The organism is Oceanobacillus sp. FSL K6-3682 (genome assembly GCF_037976165.1).
Lineage (GTDB): Bacteria > Bacillota > Bacilli > Bacillales > Amphibacillaceae > Oceanobacillus > Oceanobacillus sojae.
On the sequence record NZ_CP150263.1, the window covers coordinates 605,292 to 624,438 of the forward strand.

Annotated in this window: 14 protein-coding genes and 2 pseudogenes; 12 read left to right on the plus strand and 4 right to left on the minus strand. The window is 39.5% G+C overall.

Features of this window, described 5'->3' with window-relative positions; genetic code table 11:
- The first annotated feature begins 159 nt into the window (after positions 1-159).
- The 3 genes from MHH51_RS03190 (at position 160) to MHH51_RS03200 (ending at position 3,176) form a co-directional block, all read left to right on the plus strand.
- Positions 160-600, plus strand: coding sequence for a hypothetical protein (locus MHH51_RS03190; protein WP_339284439.1), 441 nt, complete (start codon positions 160-162; stop codon positions 598-600).
- 289 nt (positions 601-889) lie between these two features.
- Complete coding sequence (locus MHH51_RS03195; protein WP_147209222.1) at positions 890-1,933, plus strand: metalloregulator ArsR/SmtB family transcription factor; 1,044 nt, start codon at positions 890-892, stop codon at positions 1,931-1,933.
- Between the two features lie 13 nt (positions 1,934-1,946).
- Positions 1,947-3,176, plus strand: a complete 1,230-nt coding sequence (locus tag MHH51_RS03200; RefSeq protein WP_339284441.1) for an MFS transporter — start codon at positions 1,947-1,949, stop codon at positions 3,174-3,176.
- Positions 3,177-3,282: 106 nt separating this feature from the next.
- Here MHH51_RS03200 and MHH51_RS03205 read toward each other — a convergent pair whose 3' ends face one another.
- Positions 3,283-4,434, minus strand: coding sequence for an acyl-CoA dehydrogenase family protein (locus MHH51_RS03205; RefSeq protein WP_147209226.1), 1,152 nt, complete (start codon positions 4,432-4,434; stop codon positions 3,283-3,285).
- Positions 4,435-4,611: 177 nt separating this feature from the next.
- Between MHH51_RS03205 and MHH51_RS03210 the strand changes: the two genes are divergently transcribed.
- From MHH51_RS03210 to glnA, 7 genes are all read left to right on the plus strand, one after another.
- Entirely contained in the window at positions 4,612-5,208 is a 597-nt protein-coding gene (locus MHH51_RS03210; protein ID WP_147209228.1) for a DNA-3-methyladenine glycosylase, read from the plus strand.
- A 221-nt stretch (positions 5,209-5,429) separates the two neighbouring features.
- Entirely contained in the window at positions 5,430-6,695 is a 1,266-nt protein-coding gene (locus MHH51_RS03215) for a beta-ketoacyl-[acyl-carrier-protein] synthase family protein (protein WP_339284443.1), read from the plus strand.
- Positions 6,696-6,743: 48 nt separating this feature from the next.
- Positions 6,744-8,468 carry a class I adenylate-forming enzyme family protein gene (locus MHH51_RS03220; protein ID WP_339284445.1) on the plus strand — a complete coding sequence of 575 codons (1,725 nt, stop codon included), beginning with the start codon at positions 6,744-6,746 and terminating at the stop codon, positions 8,466-8,468.
- Between the two features lie 359 nt (positions 8,469-8,827).
- The gene (gene gntK / locus MHH51_RS03225) at positions 8,828-10,372 is read left to right on the plus strand and encodes a gluconokinase (protein ID WP_339286241.1); all 1,545 of its coding nucleotides are present in this window, start codon (positions 8,828-8,830) and stop codon (positions 10,370-10,372) included.
- Positions 10,373-10,390: 18 nt separating this feature from the next.
- Complete coding sequence (locus MHH51_RS03230; protein WP_339284447.1) at positions 10,391-11,749, plus strand: gluconate:H+ symporter; 1,359 nt, start codon at positions 10,391-10,393, stop codon at positions 11,747-11,749.
- A gap of 179 nt (positions 11,750-11,928) precedes the next feature.
- Positions 11,929-13,326 carry a decarboxylating NADP(+)-dependent phosphogluconate dehydrogenase gene (gene gnd / locus MHH51_RS03235; RefSeq protein ID WP_339284449.1) on the plus strand — a complete coding sequence of 466 codons (1,398 nt, stop codon included), beginning with the start codon at positions 11,929-11,931 and terminating at the stop codon, positions 13,324-13,326.
- Between the two features lie 414 nt (positions 13,327-13,740).
- Complete coding sequence (gene glnA / locus MHH51_RS03240; protein WP_339284451.1) at positions 13,741-15,078, plus strand: type I glutamate--ammonia ligase; 1,338 nt, start codon at positions 13,741-13,743, stop codon at positions 15,076-15,078.
- Between the two features lie 69 nt (positions 15,079-15,147).
- On the opposite strand, the pseudogene MHH51_RS03245 reads toward glnA, so the two are convergent.
- Positions 15,148-15,339 (minus strand): annotated as a pseudogene (locus tag MHH51_RS03245) (PLP-dependent transferase); the annotation flags it as partial.
- A gap of 48 nt (positions 15,340-15,387) precedes the next feature.
- Here MHH51_RS03245 and MHH51_RS03250 point away from each other — a divergent pair.
- Positions 15,388-15,757: pseudogene (locus MHH51_RS03250) on the plus strand (AAA family ATPase); the annotation flags it as partial.
- A 63-nt stretch (positions 15,758-15,820) separates the two neighbouring features.
- Here the strand turns inward: MHH51_RS03250 and MHH51_RS03255 are convergent.
- Entirely contained in the window at positions 15,821-16,978 is a 1,158-nt protein-coding gene (locus tag MHH51_RS03255) for a CapA family protein (protein WP_339284453.1), read from the minus strand.
- A gap of 288 nt (positions 16,979-17,266) precedes the next feature.
- On the opposite strand from MHH51_RS03255, the gene MHH51_RS03260 reads away from it, so the two are divergent.
- Entirely contained in the window at positions 17,267-18,307 is a 1,041-nt protein-coding gene (locus tag MHH51_RS03260) for a YdcF family protein (RefSeq protein ID WP_339284455.1), read from the plus strand.
- 78 nt (positions 18,308-18,385) lie between these two features.
- Here MHH51_RS03260 and chbG read toward each other — a convergent pair whose 3' ends face one another.
- Complete coding sequence (gene chbG / locus MHH51_RS03265; protein WP_339284457.1) at positions 18,386-19,078, minus strand: chitin disaccharide deacetylase; 693 nt, start codon at positions 19,076-19,078, stop codon at positions 18,386-18,388.
- Between the last annotated feature and the right edge of the window lie 69 nt (positions 19,079-19,147).

Sequence of the window (19,147 nt, forward strand, 5' to 3'; positions counted from 1 at the left end):
GAACCATGCGGATAAAAAAGATGAACTTTTCCCTCTATTTGTATGCTTCTTGTTTTTTCAGTGCAATTTAGGGAAAGGATTTTTAAGAGCCACACTGATAGATACTCAGACAATAAGATTATTCTCCTCATAACAAGGTTAAGGAGTTGAACGAAGGATATGAAATCATCTTGGAAGAAAATAAAAAGACAGTTAACACTACCTTTTTTTACACCGACAATTGACAGCTTTATCACATTAGGGTTTGCGATTGCCGGTGCTATTGCGGGGAGTTTTATGCGGGGGATTATCCCTTTGTGGCAGCTGTTGCTGTATGCTGTTATTTTCTTAATCATTATCACGCCGATTCTTAGAAATATAGGAAATAAATGGAGGGAGAAAAAAGGAATTGAAGAAAAGGATTTGAAGCCTAATAAGCTGGTAGATCGCGTCGTGCTCAATGTTCTTCTTGGTTTTTCGATTGTTTGTTTTGTGATCGCGCTGATTATAAATTTATTAGTGGAATCTTTTAACTGGGCATGGTTAGGTTTTCATGTGGTTGTTATTTTAGTTGTTTATTTTGCCCGCTTTATACATTTCAAACGGCTGGAAAAGAGCTGATTATCAATTATTGTTATAGGTTCGTGTTGATGGGTGCTTATTTTCGCACTTTCAGGGACTACTGTCTTATAATAAGTACTTTCTTTTCTGTTAAGAGAGTGCTTTTTTATAAATTAAATACTCTTTATAAGAGGATATCCCGTATTAATAATGTATGTCCTGTAAAGTGCTGCAAAATGAGACGTAAGAAAGAATCAGGCAAAATAATTCTATAAATGTGAAATGTTATGTTCTATATTTGTAGAATAAATGATACGATAAAGTTAATAAAATACAAAGGAGTGATAACATGGATGTTTTGCAATTAACAAGCAGAGAAAGGGAGAGCTATGGGATCCAATTGACTTATTCTATATTATGGGAGTGTGCTTTAGGAATCGCAGCAATAACAAACATAAGATTGCTGGATACGTTGGAGAAGCCAAAAGAATATTGGATACAGACAAGAGAATCTGTTTCAGCAGAGTTATCGGAGGAATTGGAGTATGTTGAACAAAATAATACATGGAAGGCATTGCTCCAAATACTCCACCAGCAGGAATTTTCCAGTCTGGATGCATTTCAGCAATATGTACAGCATTTAACAGATATAGAATTGAAATTTATTTGTCTGCCATTTGTTGGAAATCAGCATCAGGCAGATCGTGAGCAGGCTGCGCAAGGGGAGAAAAAAGCAATCAAAGAGCTGATGCGCATTACGAATAATAATCCCTTTTTTCCTGCCTATATTGAATTTATCAGCAGTTGTGAAGCAGAGTCTTTAAAAAAGCATCTGATAAAGGTCATGAACAGCTGGTACCAAGAAATAGTGAGAAAGAGTGAGCAGGAAACAAAGGTCATTTTGGAAAAGGATTATCAGTCAAAGAAAGAGAAGCAGCAGAAAGTATCTTCGGAGGAATTAGTGCAATGGGCTACCGGCGGAGTTACCTACACACCTGAACCAAGTGTACATACCGTCTTATTAATCCCTCAATATATTTATCGTCCGTGGAATATTGAGGCTGATATTGAGGGAACAAAAGTATTTTATTATCCTGTTTCCAATGAAAGTGTGTCTCCAAGTGACCGTTATATGCCAGATTATTTTTTGGTTCAAAAATATAAGGCATTGGGTGATGAGGTGCGTCTGAAAATGGTTAAAATGCTGTTTGAGCATCCCAGGACATTACAGGATATGACGGAAAAACTGGATATAGGGAAGTCAACCATCCATCATCATTTGAAAATATTAAGAGCAGCGAAATTAGTAGAGATAATTGATTCAAAGTATTGCTTAAAAAATAATGTATTTACTCTGTTAGCAAAGGAATTTGACTGGTATCTGGAAAAATGAAAGGAGGAAGCGGATGGACACACCGATTTTCAGAAATAGATCTTTTCTTTCCATATGGATTGGCAATGGGATTTCAGAACTGGGCGGTGCTTTCGGAACCTTTTGCAATTCCATTTTAATCTATCAATTAACAGGCTCGAAACTAGCATTAGGCAGCATGTGGCTGTTATATTTTATTCCCTCTTTAGTGCTCCAGTTATTTATCGGTCCCTTTATTGACCGGTGGAGCCGAAAATGGATATTGATTTTCTGCCAGATAGCAAGAGGTTTTATCTTTCTTGTACCGCTGTTTGCCTTATTGACAGAAACGCTTTTGCCATGGCACATCTACCTGGTGCAGATAATTGTTGGATTAATTACCCCGCTCTATGTTCCGGCAAATCAGGCAATAACTCCTTCCATCGTGGCAAAGGGGCAATTGGAAGAAGCAAATGCTTATTTGGAAGGTACAGCGCGGTTAATGACTTTTACTGCTCCTTTTTTAGGCGGAGTTGTGATTGAGTATGTCGGTGTTATGCCCACAATGGCTTTAGTAAGTACACTGCTTTTATTAAGCGGTTTCACATTATTTTTTATCCAGGAGACCAGAATCCCGCAAAATAAGAGAGCGTCATGGTTAAAGGAATTTACAGAAGGAATGACTTACTTTTTAAAAAAGCGTGTCATTGTCTGGCTGGGGATATTTCTGGGATTTGTCCAGTTTGGTGTTGGTGTGACAATGGTTACCACACTTCCTTACATTACAGAAGAATTATCGGGAAGCTATGCTGAATACGGCTATTTTATGGCAGGTTTTCCGGTCGGGTTTATTTTAGGTTCAATCCTGGTCGGTAAAATAAAATATAAAAGTCGCAGAAGATTAATGCTGGGGGCCTTATTTATTGGCGGACTTACCTTTGTTTTCTTATTTATCAACACAAGTGTTATATTAGGAATTTTGGCAGAAGCAGCAGGAGGAATTGCCATGGCAGTTTTTGGGATACATAATACGACAATCTGTCAAAAAATCATACCTCACCACTTAATGGGAAAAATATTCTCTGTCCGGTTGTTAATTATCCGGTGTATGATGCCATTAGGTGTATTGGCGGGCGGATTTTTAAGCGAAATATGGGGAGTCCGGCCATTGTATTTATTGATAGGAATGGTGATAAGTACAACCTCTTTATTGGGAATACTGCTTCCGTATTTTAAGTTTATGGATGAGGAGATAGAAAAGAAAAAAGAACAGAAGATGGCTTGAAAAAATAAGCTATATGAAATCAGATTTTCATATAGCTTATTTTCATTAAAAGTGCTTCATTTATTATCATTCGTTTAATACCTTCAAAAACGCGAAATCAAAGGCCTTACAGCTCCCGTATCGACTTATCGGCTAACTGCATGATCGTCATATCATCCATTGGCGGATTATGCAGACCGGCCCGGACATCGCGGTAATAGCGTTCAAAATTATTTCTCAGCTTAAGGCTTTGTGCGCCGACAACACGCATGGCAAGATCTACACCTTGCACGGCTTTATTGGTGACAGACAGCTTCACAGCTCCTAATTCAGGGCCCATGCTATTTCTAATTTCTTCATCACTATTATCCCACTTTTCAGCAACTGCATGAAGAAAGTATTGTGATTCCAGCAAAAGAAGCTCCAGGTCACCAAGTTTTTGTTTCACATTAGGCAGTTCCGAAATAGTTCCCTTGATGCTGTTAGGTGAATAGCTTGTTGCAAAGGCAACTGCATCCTTCTGGGCAGCCTGCGCGATACCGAGATAGCATGCTGGAATATGCAATAACCAGCCTGTTGTTTTTCTTTTCTGATTCGATGTAATTTCAACAAGATCCTCTTTATCTAAACGAACCTCTTCTAAAACGAGATCATGACTGCCAGAACCGCGCATTGCGATAGAATCCCATGTTTCTTCCACATTGACACCTTCCAAATCATGCTTTACAAGGAAATTACCAACATCATCCGTTCCGTCAATAGACGCACTGACCACAAAATAAGTTAAGATTGGTGACAATGTCGTAAAGGTTTTCCGTCCGGTAATTATCCAGCCGCCATCTGTTTTTACTGCTGTTGTTTCCGGCTTCCCGCCGCGGGTTGGACTACCTGTTGCCGGTTCGGTTGCGGCATTGTTTAATAATGCACCATTTTCGATAACGTCCTTGATAACCTTTGTATAAACATTTTCGCTCCAAGGCCTGCTTTCGCCTAAATGCTTCATAATCCCCATATGCCAGCCGATAGACAATGCAGTTGAGCCGTCTGCCTGAGCGATGATCTGCTGATAGGTAAGCAATTCATCAAGTGAAATACCAGCGCCGCCATCCTCTTTTGGCACAGTGAGTGCAGGGTAGCCGATTTCTTGCAGGTCTTTAAAGTTTTCATAAGGAAAAGCACCGTCTGGAAGCTGACGGACACGTTCTCCAAAGGGTTTAATTGTTTTGGATAAAAGTTGGATTCGCTCTTCTTTTGTTTGTAAGTCTACTAAACTACTCATACTGTATTCCTCCTTGTAAAAGACAAAGTATGTTAATCAGATTTGTTTTATTTATATTATTTCATTGTTGGAGAAATAGTTCAATTAACATGTAACGCATTTTTTTGTATAATCTAATGATCGATATACTATAAAATAGGGTAGACTAGAGTAGAGAGAATGTAAGGAGTGTATACATTGAATCAGGACCTGAATTTAACCCCTTTACCAGAAACTTTTTACCAATATCCCACTTTACAATTAGCAGAAGAACTGCTTGGGTGCGTTTTAGTAAAGCAAACGGAGGAGGGGACGAGCTCTGGATTTATTGTGGAAACAGAAGCATATCTGGGAAGTGCTGACAGAGCAGCACATGGATTTGGAAACCGGCGGACAAAAAGAACGGAGATTTTATATGCTAAGGCGGGGATGACATATACCCATCTCATCCATAATCATTGTTTGATTAATGTCGTCAGCGCGGAGAAGGAAGTACCGGAAAGTGTATTAATCCGGGCAGTAGAGCCTTATACAGGCGTTGATCAGATGCTTGCCCGCCGTCCGGTGAAAAAATTTCAAAACCTGACAAGCGGCCCAGGCAAACTGTCGCAGGCTTTGGATATTAATATGGGTGATTATGGACGGTCTCTTATGGAGCCGCCGTTATTTATTGCTGAAGGAAAGAAGCCTGAGAAAATCAGCAGCGGTCCACGGATTGGTATTGATAATTCTGGTGAGGCAAGGGATTATCCATATCGGTTTTGGGTTGCCGGTAATAAGTTTGTTTCTAAATAAGACCTGAGATCCTCGTTATCATTTGTTGGATAACGAGGATTTTTTCATCTGGAAATGCGAATATTGATTTGGATAGTTTGAGGAAAATATACACTTACTTTATAATGATACTGAGAATTAAAAACTATATGACAGCTTTGAAATTATAGCTGATTATGTTCATAATAAAGACAGAATGCAGGGGAAGATATTGTCTAAAAATATGCAGAGGAGCATGAATGATGAAGCAGATAGAGATTGCAGTAACAGGGATGGGAGCTGTCTCTCCATTCGGTATGGGGGTATCAACTTTTTGGGATAATTTAATTGCGAATCGTTCTGCAGTAAGGGAAATAACAGATGATAATGTAAGCAAATGGACAAAGGTGGGTGCGCGCGTGCCTGAATTTGCGGCTGTCGATTTTCTTCCTAAAAAGATAATCAGAAATACTGATTATTTTACCCAACTGGCACTAATTGCAGCAGATGAAGCATTAAAGGACGCCGGATTGTTCAAAAGTGATGGAGAAACCTTTAGAGATGGTATAGACCGGAATCGCTTTGGAACAGCAATCGGAACAGCATTTGGGGGCATTCAATCCTTGGAACAGGCTTCTGAAAAATTGACGACGGGACGGGCAAAAAGAGTAGGTCCGCGAATGATCTCCAAATCAATTCCGAATGCAGCAGCAAGTACCATTTCTATACAGTACGGATTCCGTGGGCCATCTAATACATATGTAACAGCTTGTGCAGCTTCGGCGAATGCTATTGGTGAATCAGCTTACTGGTTTTTCCGCGATGATGTTGATTATATTCTTGCTGGGGGTGTAGACAGCCTGTGGTCTAATGTTTTTTTATCTGGGTTAGGAGATGCGGGTGCATTGGCAGCAAAAGGACCGGAGGATTTTTCAACGTGGTCCCGTCCGTTTGATGCTGCCCGGACAGGGATGGTAATGGGAGAAGGAGCAGGTTTATTTGTTCTTGAGCCGCTAGAGCGTGCCAAAGCAAGGGGGGCACATATCTATGCAACCTTAAAAGGATACGGAGCCTCCAATGATGCTTATCATGATACATCACCGGACCCAGAAGGAACAAGTGCTGCATTGGCAATCGAGCGGGCGCTCCGTTCAGCACAGCTGGACCCGGCAGATATTGATTATATTAATGCGCATGCAACATCTACACCGGCTGGTGATATTGCTGAAACTAAGGCATTAAAAATGATATTTAGAGAGAGGCTGGATGATATGCCGGTCAGCTCGATCAAAGGCAGTGTCGGACATCTATTGGGAGCTGCCGGAGCGATCGAAAGTATTGCATGCATTAAGGCTATAGAGACAGGAATTTTACCAGCAACACTTCATTCGGAAACACGGGATGAAGAGGCTCCAAAGGATATTGTTCCAAATACAAGCCGGAAGCAGCAAATTAAGACAGCGATGAGTAACTCCTTTGGCTTCGGTGGTCAAAACGGAATTGTGATTTGGCAGGCACCGGAGGCTTAATTTCACGAAGAAAAAAGATGGAATGAATAATGAAATGGAGAGATAACAATGCTTGGAGAACAACAAGCTCATATAAGTGTGGCAGATAGACAAGCTGTACTGGAAAAGATGTATCCGAGTTGGGAAAAGCGGACAATTGCGGCACATTTTTATAAGCAATGTCAGCAATATGGCGAATCCCCATTGATTATGATGCCGGATAAGGTCGTGACCTATGGAGAAATGTGGGAAATGGCATATGATTATGCAAAAGCGATGCTTCATTTAGGGGTTGCGCCGGGGGAGCATATAGCTATCTTAATGGAAAATGAACCAGAATATGTTGCTTTATTTATTGCTTCCTCAATAGTTGGAGCAATTGTGGTTCCTTTGAATACACAGCTTCAAAAAGAAGAGTTAACCTACATGCTTCGTCAATCCGATACAAATTGGCTGATTACCCATCAATTTGCCAGTAAACAGAATCATGCCGAAGCTTTAAAAGATGTTGTTTATGAACTTCAGGAGGATGCAAAGAGTCCTTTTAAAAAGGCAGTTTGTATACCGAATAAAGATACAGAGATTCCGTCTGTTTATATGCAATGGGACGTATTTTTACAGGGGGCGGAAGCAGTAGAAGAATCCAGTTTAAACAATCGCTGGAAGGAAACCGATGCCCCGGATACTTGTGCGGCAATTATTTATACATCTGGATCAACCGGCTTGCCAAAAGGAGTTATGCTGACAGATGATATGCTGCTCCGTTCTGGTTTTGCGACATGTCTGACTAGAGGATATGAAGCGGGAAGGCGGATTTATGCACCGTTGCCAATGTACCATGTTTATTTTCTGCAGGAAGGATTATTTGCTGCTTCCTTTGTAGGAGGAGGTATGGTGACATGTCACGCTTTTCAGCCGCTGCAATCGCTGCAGCTGATGGAAAAATACCATGTACATGATTTTCTTGCTGTACCATCGATGCTTGTTGCCTTATTGAATCGCCCGGAGGTTAAAAGTATAAACTTAGATCATCTTTATGCGCTATTATGCTGTGCAGCACCCTCTCCAGTCCCGCTATGGAAAAGAGCAGTAGACGAGCTGGGAGTGACGGAGATTGGAACGGGCTGTGGAGCAACAGAAGCAGGCTCTACGACAATGCTTACTGAAATTGGTGACCCTTTGGAAATTATCTCGACAACAGTAGGGAAGGTGAAAACGGCAGGTATTGCGGGCTATCCTGAATTTGGAGATAAAAGCGTCACCTACAAAATTATTGATCCAGATACGAGGGAAACATTGCCCGACGGGTCTGTCGGTGAGCTTGCAGTACGGGGAAATGTTGTCACGGAGGGCTATTATAAAAAGCCGGAGGAAACAGCTTTTGCAAAGGATAAGGAAGGCTATATCCGCAGCGGAGACTTAGGAATGATTGATGAGCAAGGATATATCCGATTATTAGGCAGAAGTAAAGACCTTTATAAAGTATCTGGAGAAACAGTAGCTCCGAAAGAAGTGGAGGATGTTATTTCCATACATCCGGCAGTGAATCAGGTCTATATTGTCGGTGTACCGGATCAATTAACAACAGAAACAGGTGCCGCATTTATCGAATTAAAACAAGGTGAAACCTGTACAAAACAGGAAATTAGACAACTGTGCCGTGAGCATGTGGCGCGTTTCAAAATACCGCGTTATATCTGGTTTGTGGAAGCGAAGGATTGGCCGCTTACAGGAACAGGTAAGATTCAGAAATTTAAACTGCAGGATATAGCACGGGAAAAATTGAAGAAGTAATAGATGAACCCCTCCTGTCGAGTGAGATAAATCTTGCTTGGCAGGAGGGTTTTTACTCAGGTGGAATAAGGATATATTTGTAAGTTTGGGATAGATTGAAATATTTCATTTAGCTTGTTAAAAGCTCCCAATTGGATTTTTTATGAAAAAATATAATAAAAGCGTTTACAAAGAAAAAAATACATGATAGTATACCTGTATACAAGTATTCATAAAAAACATATATGTCTTGAAAGCCCTTTATTATAATAAAATAGAGAAATGCAAGTACATTCGATAACTGATAGAAATATATCTTCAAGGAACAAACAGGTTCCGAAAAAAGATTGTGAGGGATAAAAGTGAATCAAAATAAATTTATGCTCGGCGTGGATATTGGTACAACAAGCACAAAAGCAGTACTTTACCGGGAAACTGGCGAAATAATTGCGCAGAGCAACCAGGGCTATGATCTAAATACACCAGATGTTCGAACAGCTGAGCAGAATCCGGAAGAAATTTATCAGGCAGTACTTTATGTCATCCGGCAAACAATCAAGGACTCAGAGATAGATAAAGAGGATCTTTCCTTTATTTCCTTTAGCAGCGCCATGCACAGCTTAATTGCAATGGACGAAAATAATAAAGCAATTACACCCTGTATCACCTGGGCAGATAACCGCAGCTTAAATTGGGCAAATAAAATCAAGGATGAATGGAACGGTAATGACGTTTACATGCGGACAGGTACACCGATTCATCCTATGTCTCCACTTAGTAAAATTACATGGCTGGAGCAGGAGCATCCGGAATTAGCTGGAAAGACAAAGAAATACATTGGCATTAAAGAATACGTTTTCAATCAATTATTCGGTGAGTATGTGATGGATTATTCTCTTGGCTCAGCTACAGGGATGATGAATCTGGAAGAGCTTGCCTGGGATAAAGGAGCTCTTGAGATTACAGGTATTTCAGAGAGTAAACTGCCAAGGCTGGTTCCTACTACAGAAATTTTTTCTGATTGCCGCTCTGAAATTGCGGCGGATTTAGGGATTGCTCCAGATACTAAATTTGTTATTGGAGCAAGTGACGGGGTGCTTTCTAATATTGGAGTGAATGCAATTAAAGAAGGAGACGTTGCAATTACAATCGGTACAAGCGGGGCAATCCGCACCGTTATTCCCAAACCCCGCACGGATCAAAAAGGACGTATCTTTTGTTATGCGTTAACAGAAGATCATTGGGTAATTGGCGGACCGGTAAATAACGGCGGCATGGTGCTGCGCTGGATTCGTGATGAGCTTGCTGCAAGTGAAGTAGAAACAGCGAAACGCTTAAATATTGATGCTTATGAAGTATTAACTGCTATTGCGAAACAGGTAGAGCCGGGGTCAAATGGATTGTTATTCCATCCATTTTTAGCCGGTGAACGTGCTCCACTTTGGAATGCCAATGTCCGCGGGTCATTTATTGGCTTAACTTTAAATCATAAAAAAGAACATATGGTTCGCTCTGCTTTAGAAGGAGTTATTTTTAACCTATACACAGTGTTCTTAGCATTGGTAGAGGTAATGGATGTTCCAGTGAGGTCTATCAAGGCAACAGGAGGTTTCTCAAAATCAGAGCTTTGGCGTCAAATGATGGCTGATATTTTTGATCAGAATGTTATTGTTCCAAAAAGCTATGAATCTTCTTGCCTGGGAGCTTGTTTACTCGGACTGTACGCAGAAGGAAAAATTGATTCCTTCGATGTTGTGGAAGAATTGATTGGGTTTACGCATCAGCACGAACCAAATCCAGAGCATATTCAGGCTTATCGGGAATTAATGCCAATCTTTATTAATATTTCACGTTCACTCGAACAGGAATATGAACAGATTGCAGCTTATCAAGAAAGAAAATCATTAGAAAATAAAAAGAAATAGAACGGGAGATGAAGAAAGATGGAAAATATTTTTCCGCTTATCATTGTTGCGTTAGCAGTAACTGCATTGCTGCTGCTTATCATGAAGTGGAACCTGAATACGTTCATTTCATTGATTGTCGTTGCTTTTCTGACTGCATTAGCATTAGGAATGTCTCTTGGAGAAATAGTTGATACGGTTAAATCGGGATTAGGGGGAACATTAGGCGATATTGCACTCATTTTCGTTTTTGGTGCAATGTTAGGTAAATTAGTTGCTGATGCCGGGGGAGCACAGCGTATCGCTTTAACGCTGATTAATGCATTCGGTAAAAAACGTATCCAATGGGCGGTAGTAATTGCTTCCTTTATTATTGGTGTTGCGTTGTTCTTTGAGGTAGGACTGGTACTATTAATTCCGATTGTTTATCAGATTGCGAAAGAAATTAAATTGCCATTATTATACCTTGGTTTACCAATGACAGCTGCATTATCTGTAACGCACGGATTCTTGCCGCCTCATCCGGGACCAACAGTTATTGCAGAGCAATATGGGGCAAATATTGGTGTAGTACTGCTAATTGGTATCGTTATTGCGGTTCCGACAGTTATTCTTGCAGGGCCGTTGTTTACAAAGGTTGCTCAAAAATTAGTGCCGGACGCTTTTTCAAGAATCGGCAATATTGGATCTCTTGGTAACACTAAAACATTTAAAGAAGAAGAAACACCTGGATTTGGTATCAGTGCCTTGACTGCGCTTTCTCCAGTGATTTTGATGGCGGTTACAACGATAGTGCAGCTGTTTCAGGAAATTGGCGGTATTGCGGATAATCTGTTCTTTGAAATAGTGCGTACGATTGGTGATCCAACCACGGCTCTCCTGCTTTCTCTGTTATTTGCTATTTACACAATGGGAATAGCGCGCAAGATTCCAGTGAAGACATTAATGAGTTCAGCAGAGGAATCAGTTCGCGGGATTAGTATTATTCTGCTGGTTACTGCGGGCGGTGGTGCTTTGAAGCAGGTATTAATCGACGGTGGTGTCGGTGATGCAGTAGCTAATATTTTTTCCGGCACGAGTATGTCTCCCATTTTTCTTGCCTGGTTAATCGCAGCTATTCTCAGAGTTGCATTAGGATCGGCAACAGTAGCGGCATTGACAACTGCCGGAATGGTTATCCCATTAGTAGAAGGATCTGATGTGAATTTGGCATTGATGGTATTAGCTACAGGTGCCGGAAGTCTGATTGCTTCACACGTAAACGATACAGGATTTTGGATTTTTAAGGAATATTTTAATTTATCTATGAAAGAAACATTTGCAACATGGACGTTGCTGGAAACAATAATTTCTGTATCGGGTCTTGTATTTACTCTATTATTCAGCTTATTTATTTAAAGAAACAATCTGTGAAAAATTGTAAGATTATCAGACAGGTACCGAATTTATTTGTCAGAGCGAAAAAAGCTGCTAAAATCTTATATTTTCATATAGTGTACAGTATGTGTTCAAATTCCTGCAATGTAATTTTTACAGTGAGAATTTGAACACCTTTTTAAAGGAAGGGAATGAAGAAAATGAATTCAATTGGTGTCTTTGGACTAGGTGTTATGGGAGCAAACCTTGCTATGAATATGGCGAACAAGAATGGAAAAGTAGCTATTTATAATTATACATCTGATTTAACAGATTCATTTCAAGCAAAGCATCAAAATAAGAATATTGAAGCGCATTATCAGTTGGACAGTTTTATAAATTCTTTGGAAAAACCAAGAAAAATCTTTCTTATGGTTACAGCGGGACAAGTTGTGGATTCGGTTATAGCCAGTCTCCTGCCATTATTAGATCAAGGCGATATTATAATGGATGGAGGAAACTCTAATTTTCTGGATTCTAACAGGAGGTATGGATACTTAAAGAAAAAAGGACTCCATTTTATTAGTGTTGGTGTTTCAGGTGGAGAAAAAGGTGCTTTGAATGGGCCAGCGTTAATGCCAAGCGGAGATAAAGAGGCCTATCAGCAGGTCGCTCCAATTTTAGAAAAAATTGCCGCGCAGGTAGATGGCAAGCCATGCTGTTCGTATCTTGGCAAAGAAGGCTCGGGACACTATGTGAAAATGGTGCATAATGGAATTGAATATGCAGATATGCAGCTTATAACAGAAGCCTATCAATTCTTACGGGAGAGATTAGAGCTTGATGTCAATCAGATTGCTGCTATTTTTGAAGAATGGAATAATGGGGAGCTGGAAAGCTATTTGATGGAAATCACGTCTGCTATATTAACCCATGTTGATGAGGAGACAAATCTTCCTATGGTTGATGTGATTTTAGACAAATCAGCTCAAAAGGGAACCGGTAAATGGACAAGCCAAAATGCATTGGATATCGGTGTATCCTTATCTATTATTACAGAATCCGTATTTATGCGCTTTTTATCAACTGTAAAGGAAGAGCGTATGATTGCGGAACAAGAGCTGAACGGCCCTAATCCATTTATGGGGGCGGTTAATAAAAAAGAGTGGATTGAACTGGTGCGTGAGGCATTATTTATGGGAAAAATCTGTACCTACGCGCAAGGATTCTACCAATATAAACAGGCTTCTGAGCAATATAACTGGGAACTGCAGCTGGATGAAATTGCTTTGATTTTCCGTGGAGGATGTATTATTCGCGCAGGTATCCTAAATGAAATCAGTAATGCATTTAAGGAAAATAAGGAGCTGCCAAATCTTTTTCTTTCTCCATACTTCAAAGACAAGCTTAATAATTATCAAGAGGCTATTCGTAAAGTAGTGATAAAAGGGATGGAGACAGGGCTGGCGCTGCCATGCTTCAACGCTTCATTGATATATTATGATGGCTATCGTTCTGCAAAAAGCGGTGCAAATATGATTCAGGCACAGCGCGATTATTTTGGAGCTCATACGTATCAGCGTGTGGACAAAGAAGGCGATTTTCATACAATCTGGTAAAACAAGTTTTGACTTTAGTTAATTCAGGTAATACAGTAGCGGTTTCCTTTTTGTATAATTTTATCATTTCCCCATCTAAAAATAACATAATAAAAAATACCCTTTCAATTAGGTGGTTACCTTAATCGGAAAGGGTATTTTTATTGTCAATAAAAGGTATAAATTTTATTTGTAATAAAACCTAACATTTTATTGACAATAAACCTAACACTAGTGTAATATAAAAAAAATCAAAGAAAACATTAAAAGCTAATCTATCTATAAAAGTTTAAAGAAAGCAAGTATAAGATAAGGGAATTTAGTATGTTTCTTTGCGAACACTGATTTCAGGTTAAAAAAGAGTTATCGCTGTAAAAAAATGCAGTGGAAGCTTTCTTTTCATAATTATCAAAGATATTTTTAGGAGGGGAACAAATGGCAGAAAAATTAACAAAAGAAAAAATTTTAAAGCAGATTAAAGAAGAGAATGTGCGTTTTATCCGTCTTCAGTTTACTGATATGCTGGGCACAATTAAAAACGTTGAAATTCCTTTAAGTCAATTAGATAAGGCGCTGGATAATAAAATGGCTTTTGATGGTTCCAGTATAGAGGGGTTTGTACGTATTGAAGAATCAGATATGCTTCTATATCCTGATTTAGATACATTCGTTATTTTCCCATGGACCTCTGAAAAAGGTAAGGTGGCACGTTTTATCTGTGATATTTATAGCCCTGATGGTACTCCTTTCGAAGGCTGTCCGCGTTATAATCTGAAGCGTAATCTGAAAAAAATGGAGGAATTAGGTTTTGATGCCTTTAATATTGGTACAGAGCCGGAGTTCTTCTTATTCAAATTAGATGAAAAAGGAGCGCCGACATTAGAATTAAACGACCAGGGCGGATATTTTGATTTAGCACCGACAGATTTAGGTGAAAATTGCCGTCGTGATATTGTGCTGGAGCTTGAAGAAATGGGCTTTGAAATTGAAGCATCACATCACGAGGTGGCGCCGGGACAGCATGAAATTGATTTTAAATACTCCGATGCATTAAAGCATGCGGATGATATTCAAACATTTAAATTGGTAGTAAAAACAATCGCCAGAAAGCATAACCTGCACGCTACATTTATGCCGAAGCCTTTATTTGGCGTAAATGGTTCCGGGATGCATACAAATATGTCTCTGTTTAAAGGGAAGGAAAATGTGTTTTTTGATGAGAGTGCAGAGCTGCAATTAAGTAAAATTGCATATCAATTTACTGCTGGTATTCTTGACCATGCCACAAACTTCACAGCGGTAACAAACCCGACAGTAAATTCTTATAAGCGTCTCGTTCCCGGCTATGAAGCACCTTGTTATGTAGCTTGGTCTGCTTCAAACCGCAGTCCTTTAGTTCGTGTTCCATCTTCCCGCGGACTAAGTACACGTATTGAGGTGCGCAGTGTTGACCCGTCTGCTAATCCGTACATGGCTTTAACAGTTCTATTAGCTGCAGGCTTAGATGGTATCAAAAGAGAATTGAAAATACCAGAATCGGTCGATCGTAATATTTATGTGATGAATAAAAAAGAACGGGAAGAAAATGGGGTAAAAGACCTTCCAGCTACTCTGAAAGAAGCGATGAGCAAATTTGAAGAAGATGAAGTGCTCGTAGAATCTTTGGGTGAGCATTTATTTGAACATTTTATGGAAGCGAAGGATATTGAATGGGATATGTTCCGCACTTCTGTTCATCCTTGGGAACGGGAGCAATATCTGACAAATTATTAAAGCTGGTTTATATAAAAAAAGGTATTGCGGCGCTTATTAGTCAACTGCAATACCTTTCCTTTTATACTATTATAATGCTCTGTCTAAATCCTCAATTAAATTATCTGCATCCTCTATTCCAACTGAAATTCGAAGTAATGCTTTGGATATCCCCAATTCCTGCTGCCTGTCTTCCGGGATAGTTGCATGTGTCATTTTTGCTGGCACGGATATAAGGCTTTCGACCGCTCCTAAGCTGACAGCTAATTGGAAAATCTGAAGCCAGTAAAAAAGATGCCAAAGAAAGAAGCGTTAAGCATTGGTGAACGGCTGCTGGACAGAGTGGGGTTACTTGCTCATAAAAATCATTATCCAGTACAGCTTTCAGGAGGGCAGGAGCATTACCTTTGGATCCATCGCCCGTTCATTGGCGATGGATCCAAAGGTAATGCTCTTCGACGAACCGACCTCAGCACTTGATCCGGAGCTTGTCAGTGAAGTTTTAAAAGTTATGCGTGATTTGGCAAATGAAGGAATGACAATGGTTGTTGTTACGCATGAAATGAAATTTGCCGAGGAAGTGGCAGACGAGGTTATTTTTATTGATGATGGGTTTATTGTTGAAAAGGGAGAACCGGCACAAATCTTCAGGGAACCTGCCAAAGAAAGAACACAACGATTCTTAAGCCTGATTCGATAGGTTTGATTTAGTGTATATAAAAGGGAGGATTTCTTGTAAAAAGAACCCTCCCTTTTATGTTAGTCAGCCGGATAATCCGATCCATTCCAGCTCAGGCATCCTTTGTGTCATATGGGATTTTATTTCAGACATAACTTCATCCAAATCCTCAATTTGTTCCTCAGATGCTTTTTCTAATGGAACTACTTGGATATTTGACATTGTATCTCCATCTTCCTCAAACTCTACAAAGGTTGGCAGAAAACGTGGGGCCTTGACACGCACCTTATCTTCCTCCTTTACCAAATCAAATTCAAAAATCCCGCCAATACGATTGTAAAATTGATATTGACCTGACAGGAAGTTTCCTAAAGAATAAGCTACTAATGTTTTATTTCCTTCTTTTCCTTCCAGCCATTCGACTGGCTGAAGAACATGTGGATGATTACCGATCACGACGTCAACGCCAAGATCAGCAGCGTATTGCGCTAAATCCGCCTGATCCTGATTAGGCGTTCTCTCTTCTTCTACGCCAAAATGTAAGCTGACAATGGTTACATCGGCAAGCTCATTTGCTTTTTCGACTTCTTCTTTTATCTGCTCACGGTCAATCAAATTAACGAGATAAGGTTTGCCATCAGGTATGGGCATGCCGTTTGTTCCGTATGTGTAGCTCAAAAAAGCAACAGAAATATCCTGGTCTGTTTCTAATACTCTAATTTCAGACTGGTCCTCTTTACTTTGGAAGCTCCCAGTGTAAGGCATGCCGATTTCTTTATAATAGGCAATAGCATTTTGAATTGCTTCTTCTCCTCTATCTAAAGTATGGTTATTTGCCATTGTTACGATATCAACACCTGCATCCTGCAGGTCAACTCCAATTTCAAAGGGACTGTTAAAATTAGGATATCCAGATAAACCGATAGATTCGCCGCCCATAATGGTTTCCTGGTTGGCAACAGTGATTTCGGGTTCTTTTAAATAATCTGCAACCTTAGCAAGCATCGGTTTGAAATCATATTTTTCTCCATCCCACGCATCGTCATAGACACGGTCATGAATTAATATATCTCCAATTGCGGCAACAGTAACTTTAGGGTCAATCTCATCCGTTTCTTTAATTGTCTGGGAGTTCTCTCTCATGGAATGAGAGGTGCCTGTATTATTATCGGGAGATGGAGTGCAGGCTGTTAAAAGAAAGAAAAACATTAAAAAAGATATGAAAAATTTAAATTTATACATGAAAAATCCTCCGGTACGTATTTGTTTCGGCTGAGCATGCCCGTTTATTCTAACAGATAGGAAGGATGCTCCAGCTGTAATGGAGCATCTACTTTTGTTACTCTGAAAAAATTGTTTAATTAACTTGGAATAATAACATTGATTTTAGAATGTCTTTTAGATATCCTACCATAAAAAACACATTAGACAAATAGTGATTTCATCAGCATAAAAGCTTATAATGAAAGAATCTTCTTCATTTCAGATGAGAGGGCTAACCAACCTGGAGATTAAAAGAGGTGAATTGATTTGTTATACTTTATTGCTTCGATACCCCTGTTATTTTTAATTCTTTTTCTAATCAGTTATTTGCAGGATCCCCGTAAACTGATTAATGGACTTTTGTTTAATGGATTTTTAATCACATTCTTTTTCTTCTGTGCATTCTTTTATATATACATCGATGGTCCTTATCAATATCTGGTATTAGCTTTTCCGTTAATACTATTAATTGTTCTGATACCGTTTGGTGTGCTCGCATTAATTGCCGGCTTATTTTATAATGCAAAAGTGCTGAGAGAGAAGGAAGGAAAAAGATTCAGGAATTCTTTAACCTTAATGATGGCCATCGTCATACTTACTTTAATTATTATTAATATCGTTAATCCGGAACAGTTTTTCCCGGAGTATTTACAGCCGCTTTTTGGGGGAGCTGGGTTGGTCGTTGTTTATGTGTTATTACATATGTTTAATTTTTTGACAGCCTATGGATTGAATCAATGGAATCGGCCGAAACGGGATCAGGATTTCATTATTGTATTAGGAAGCGGATTAATCAATGATCGCGTTCCGCCATTATTGGCAAGCAGAATTGATAAAGCGATTGATTTTTATCATCGGCAGAAAGAAGTCTCAGCTCCTCCTAAAATTATTTTTTCCGGAGGACAGGGGCCTGATGAGGGTATTTCTGAGGCAGAAGCAATGCAAAGCTATGCAGTGGAAAAAGGGATACCAATCGAAGACACTATTCAGGAGAACAAATCTGTCAGCACATATGAAAATATGAGATTTTCCAAAAAAATAATGGATAACATGAATGGAGAAGGAAATTATCATAGCATTTTTGCGACAAATAATTTTCATCTGTTCCGTGCCGGGATTTATGCAAGAAAAGCAGGTTTAGACAGTCAGGGAATTGGTTCAAAAACAGCATTTTATTATTGGCCGAACGCAATGGTCAGAGAATATATTGCTGTGGTTGTCATGGGGCGCCGGCGCCATTTTCTGATCGTAAGCTGTATCATGGGCTTTTCTTTGCTACTGGCAATCATCAGCTATTTGTTCACATAAGAAATCATCCAAATAAAAAAGAAATCCAAACACGTCAAATTCTAATGGAAGAATGCTGATAAATGTTTGGATTTCTTTTTAATTTACCCAATCAGGAATTTCTATTCTGTTAAGAATTTCTATTTCCTTCTCGCGGTCATCTGTATACGAGCTGACCTTTCTTAAATCGTCATCCGCCCGTCCCGGGTGCGTCATCACTTCGATTGATTGTACATTTTCTTTTTGAAGAACGTCGAATAAATTATCGGTGACACCTTCTTTGTAAAAGCCTGTCCACAATGTATCCGTCCAGCATATTTCCGGGTGGTCTGATAAAGAATCAACATATCGTACAGGGACATTATATTCTTTAGCAAGCTTGATAACTAGATTTTTTAAAGGAGGCCAGCCATGAACATGATGGTGGCTGTCGATATGATTCAGTGCTAAACCTGTAGCTGTATAAGCATCCAATTGTGCACGCCATTCCGATTCAATCTCGGAAAGGTTCGGAGTCTCCATATTACGAAAACTGCTGGTGAATTTAAAGGTTCCATCTGATTTCACAAGATTTGGAACAGAGGGATGAAGGGGAAATCCCCAAGTTAACACAAGATGAATCCCAACTTTTAAATTAGGATTTTCTTTTGCTTTTTCTACAGCATAGCCGGTGGCAAGTCCATTCATCATTAATGTTGTTGATGTGACACAGCCGTTTTGATGTGCTTGGATGATTCCATCTGTAACACCTTTTGTCAGTCCAAAATCATCTGCATTAATTTCTATTCTCATATTAAAAACACTCCTGATAGATTTGTAGTTAAATAAGAAAAATAGTTTTATGATTAAATTCTTATTCAG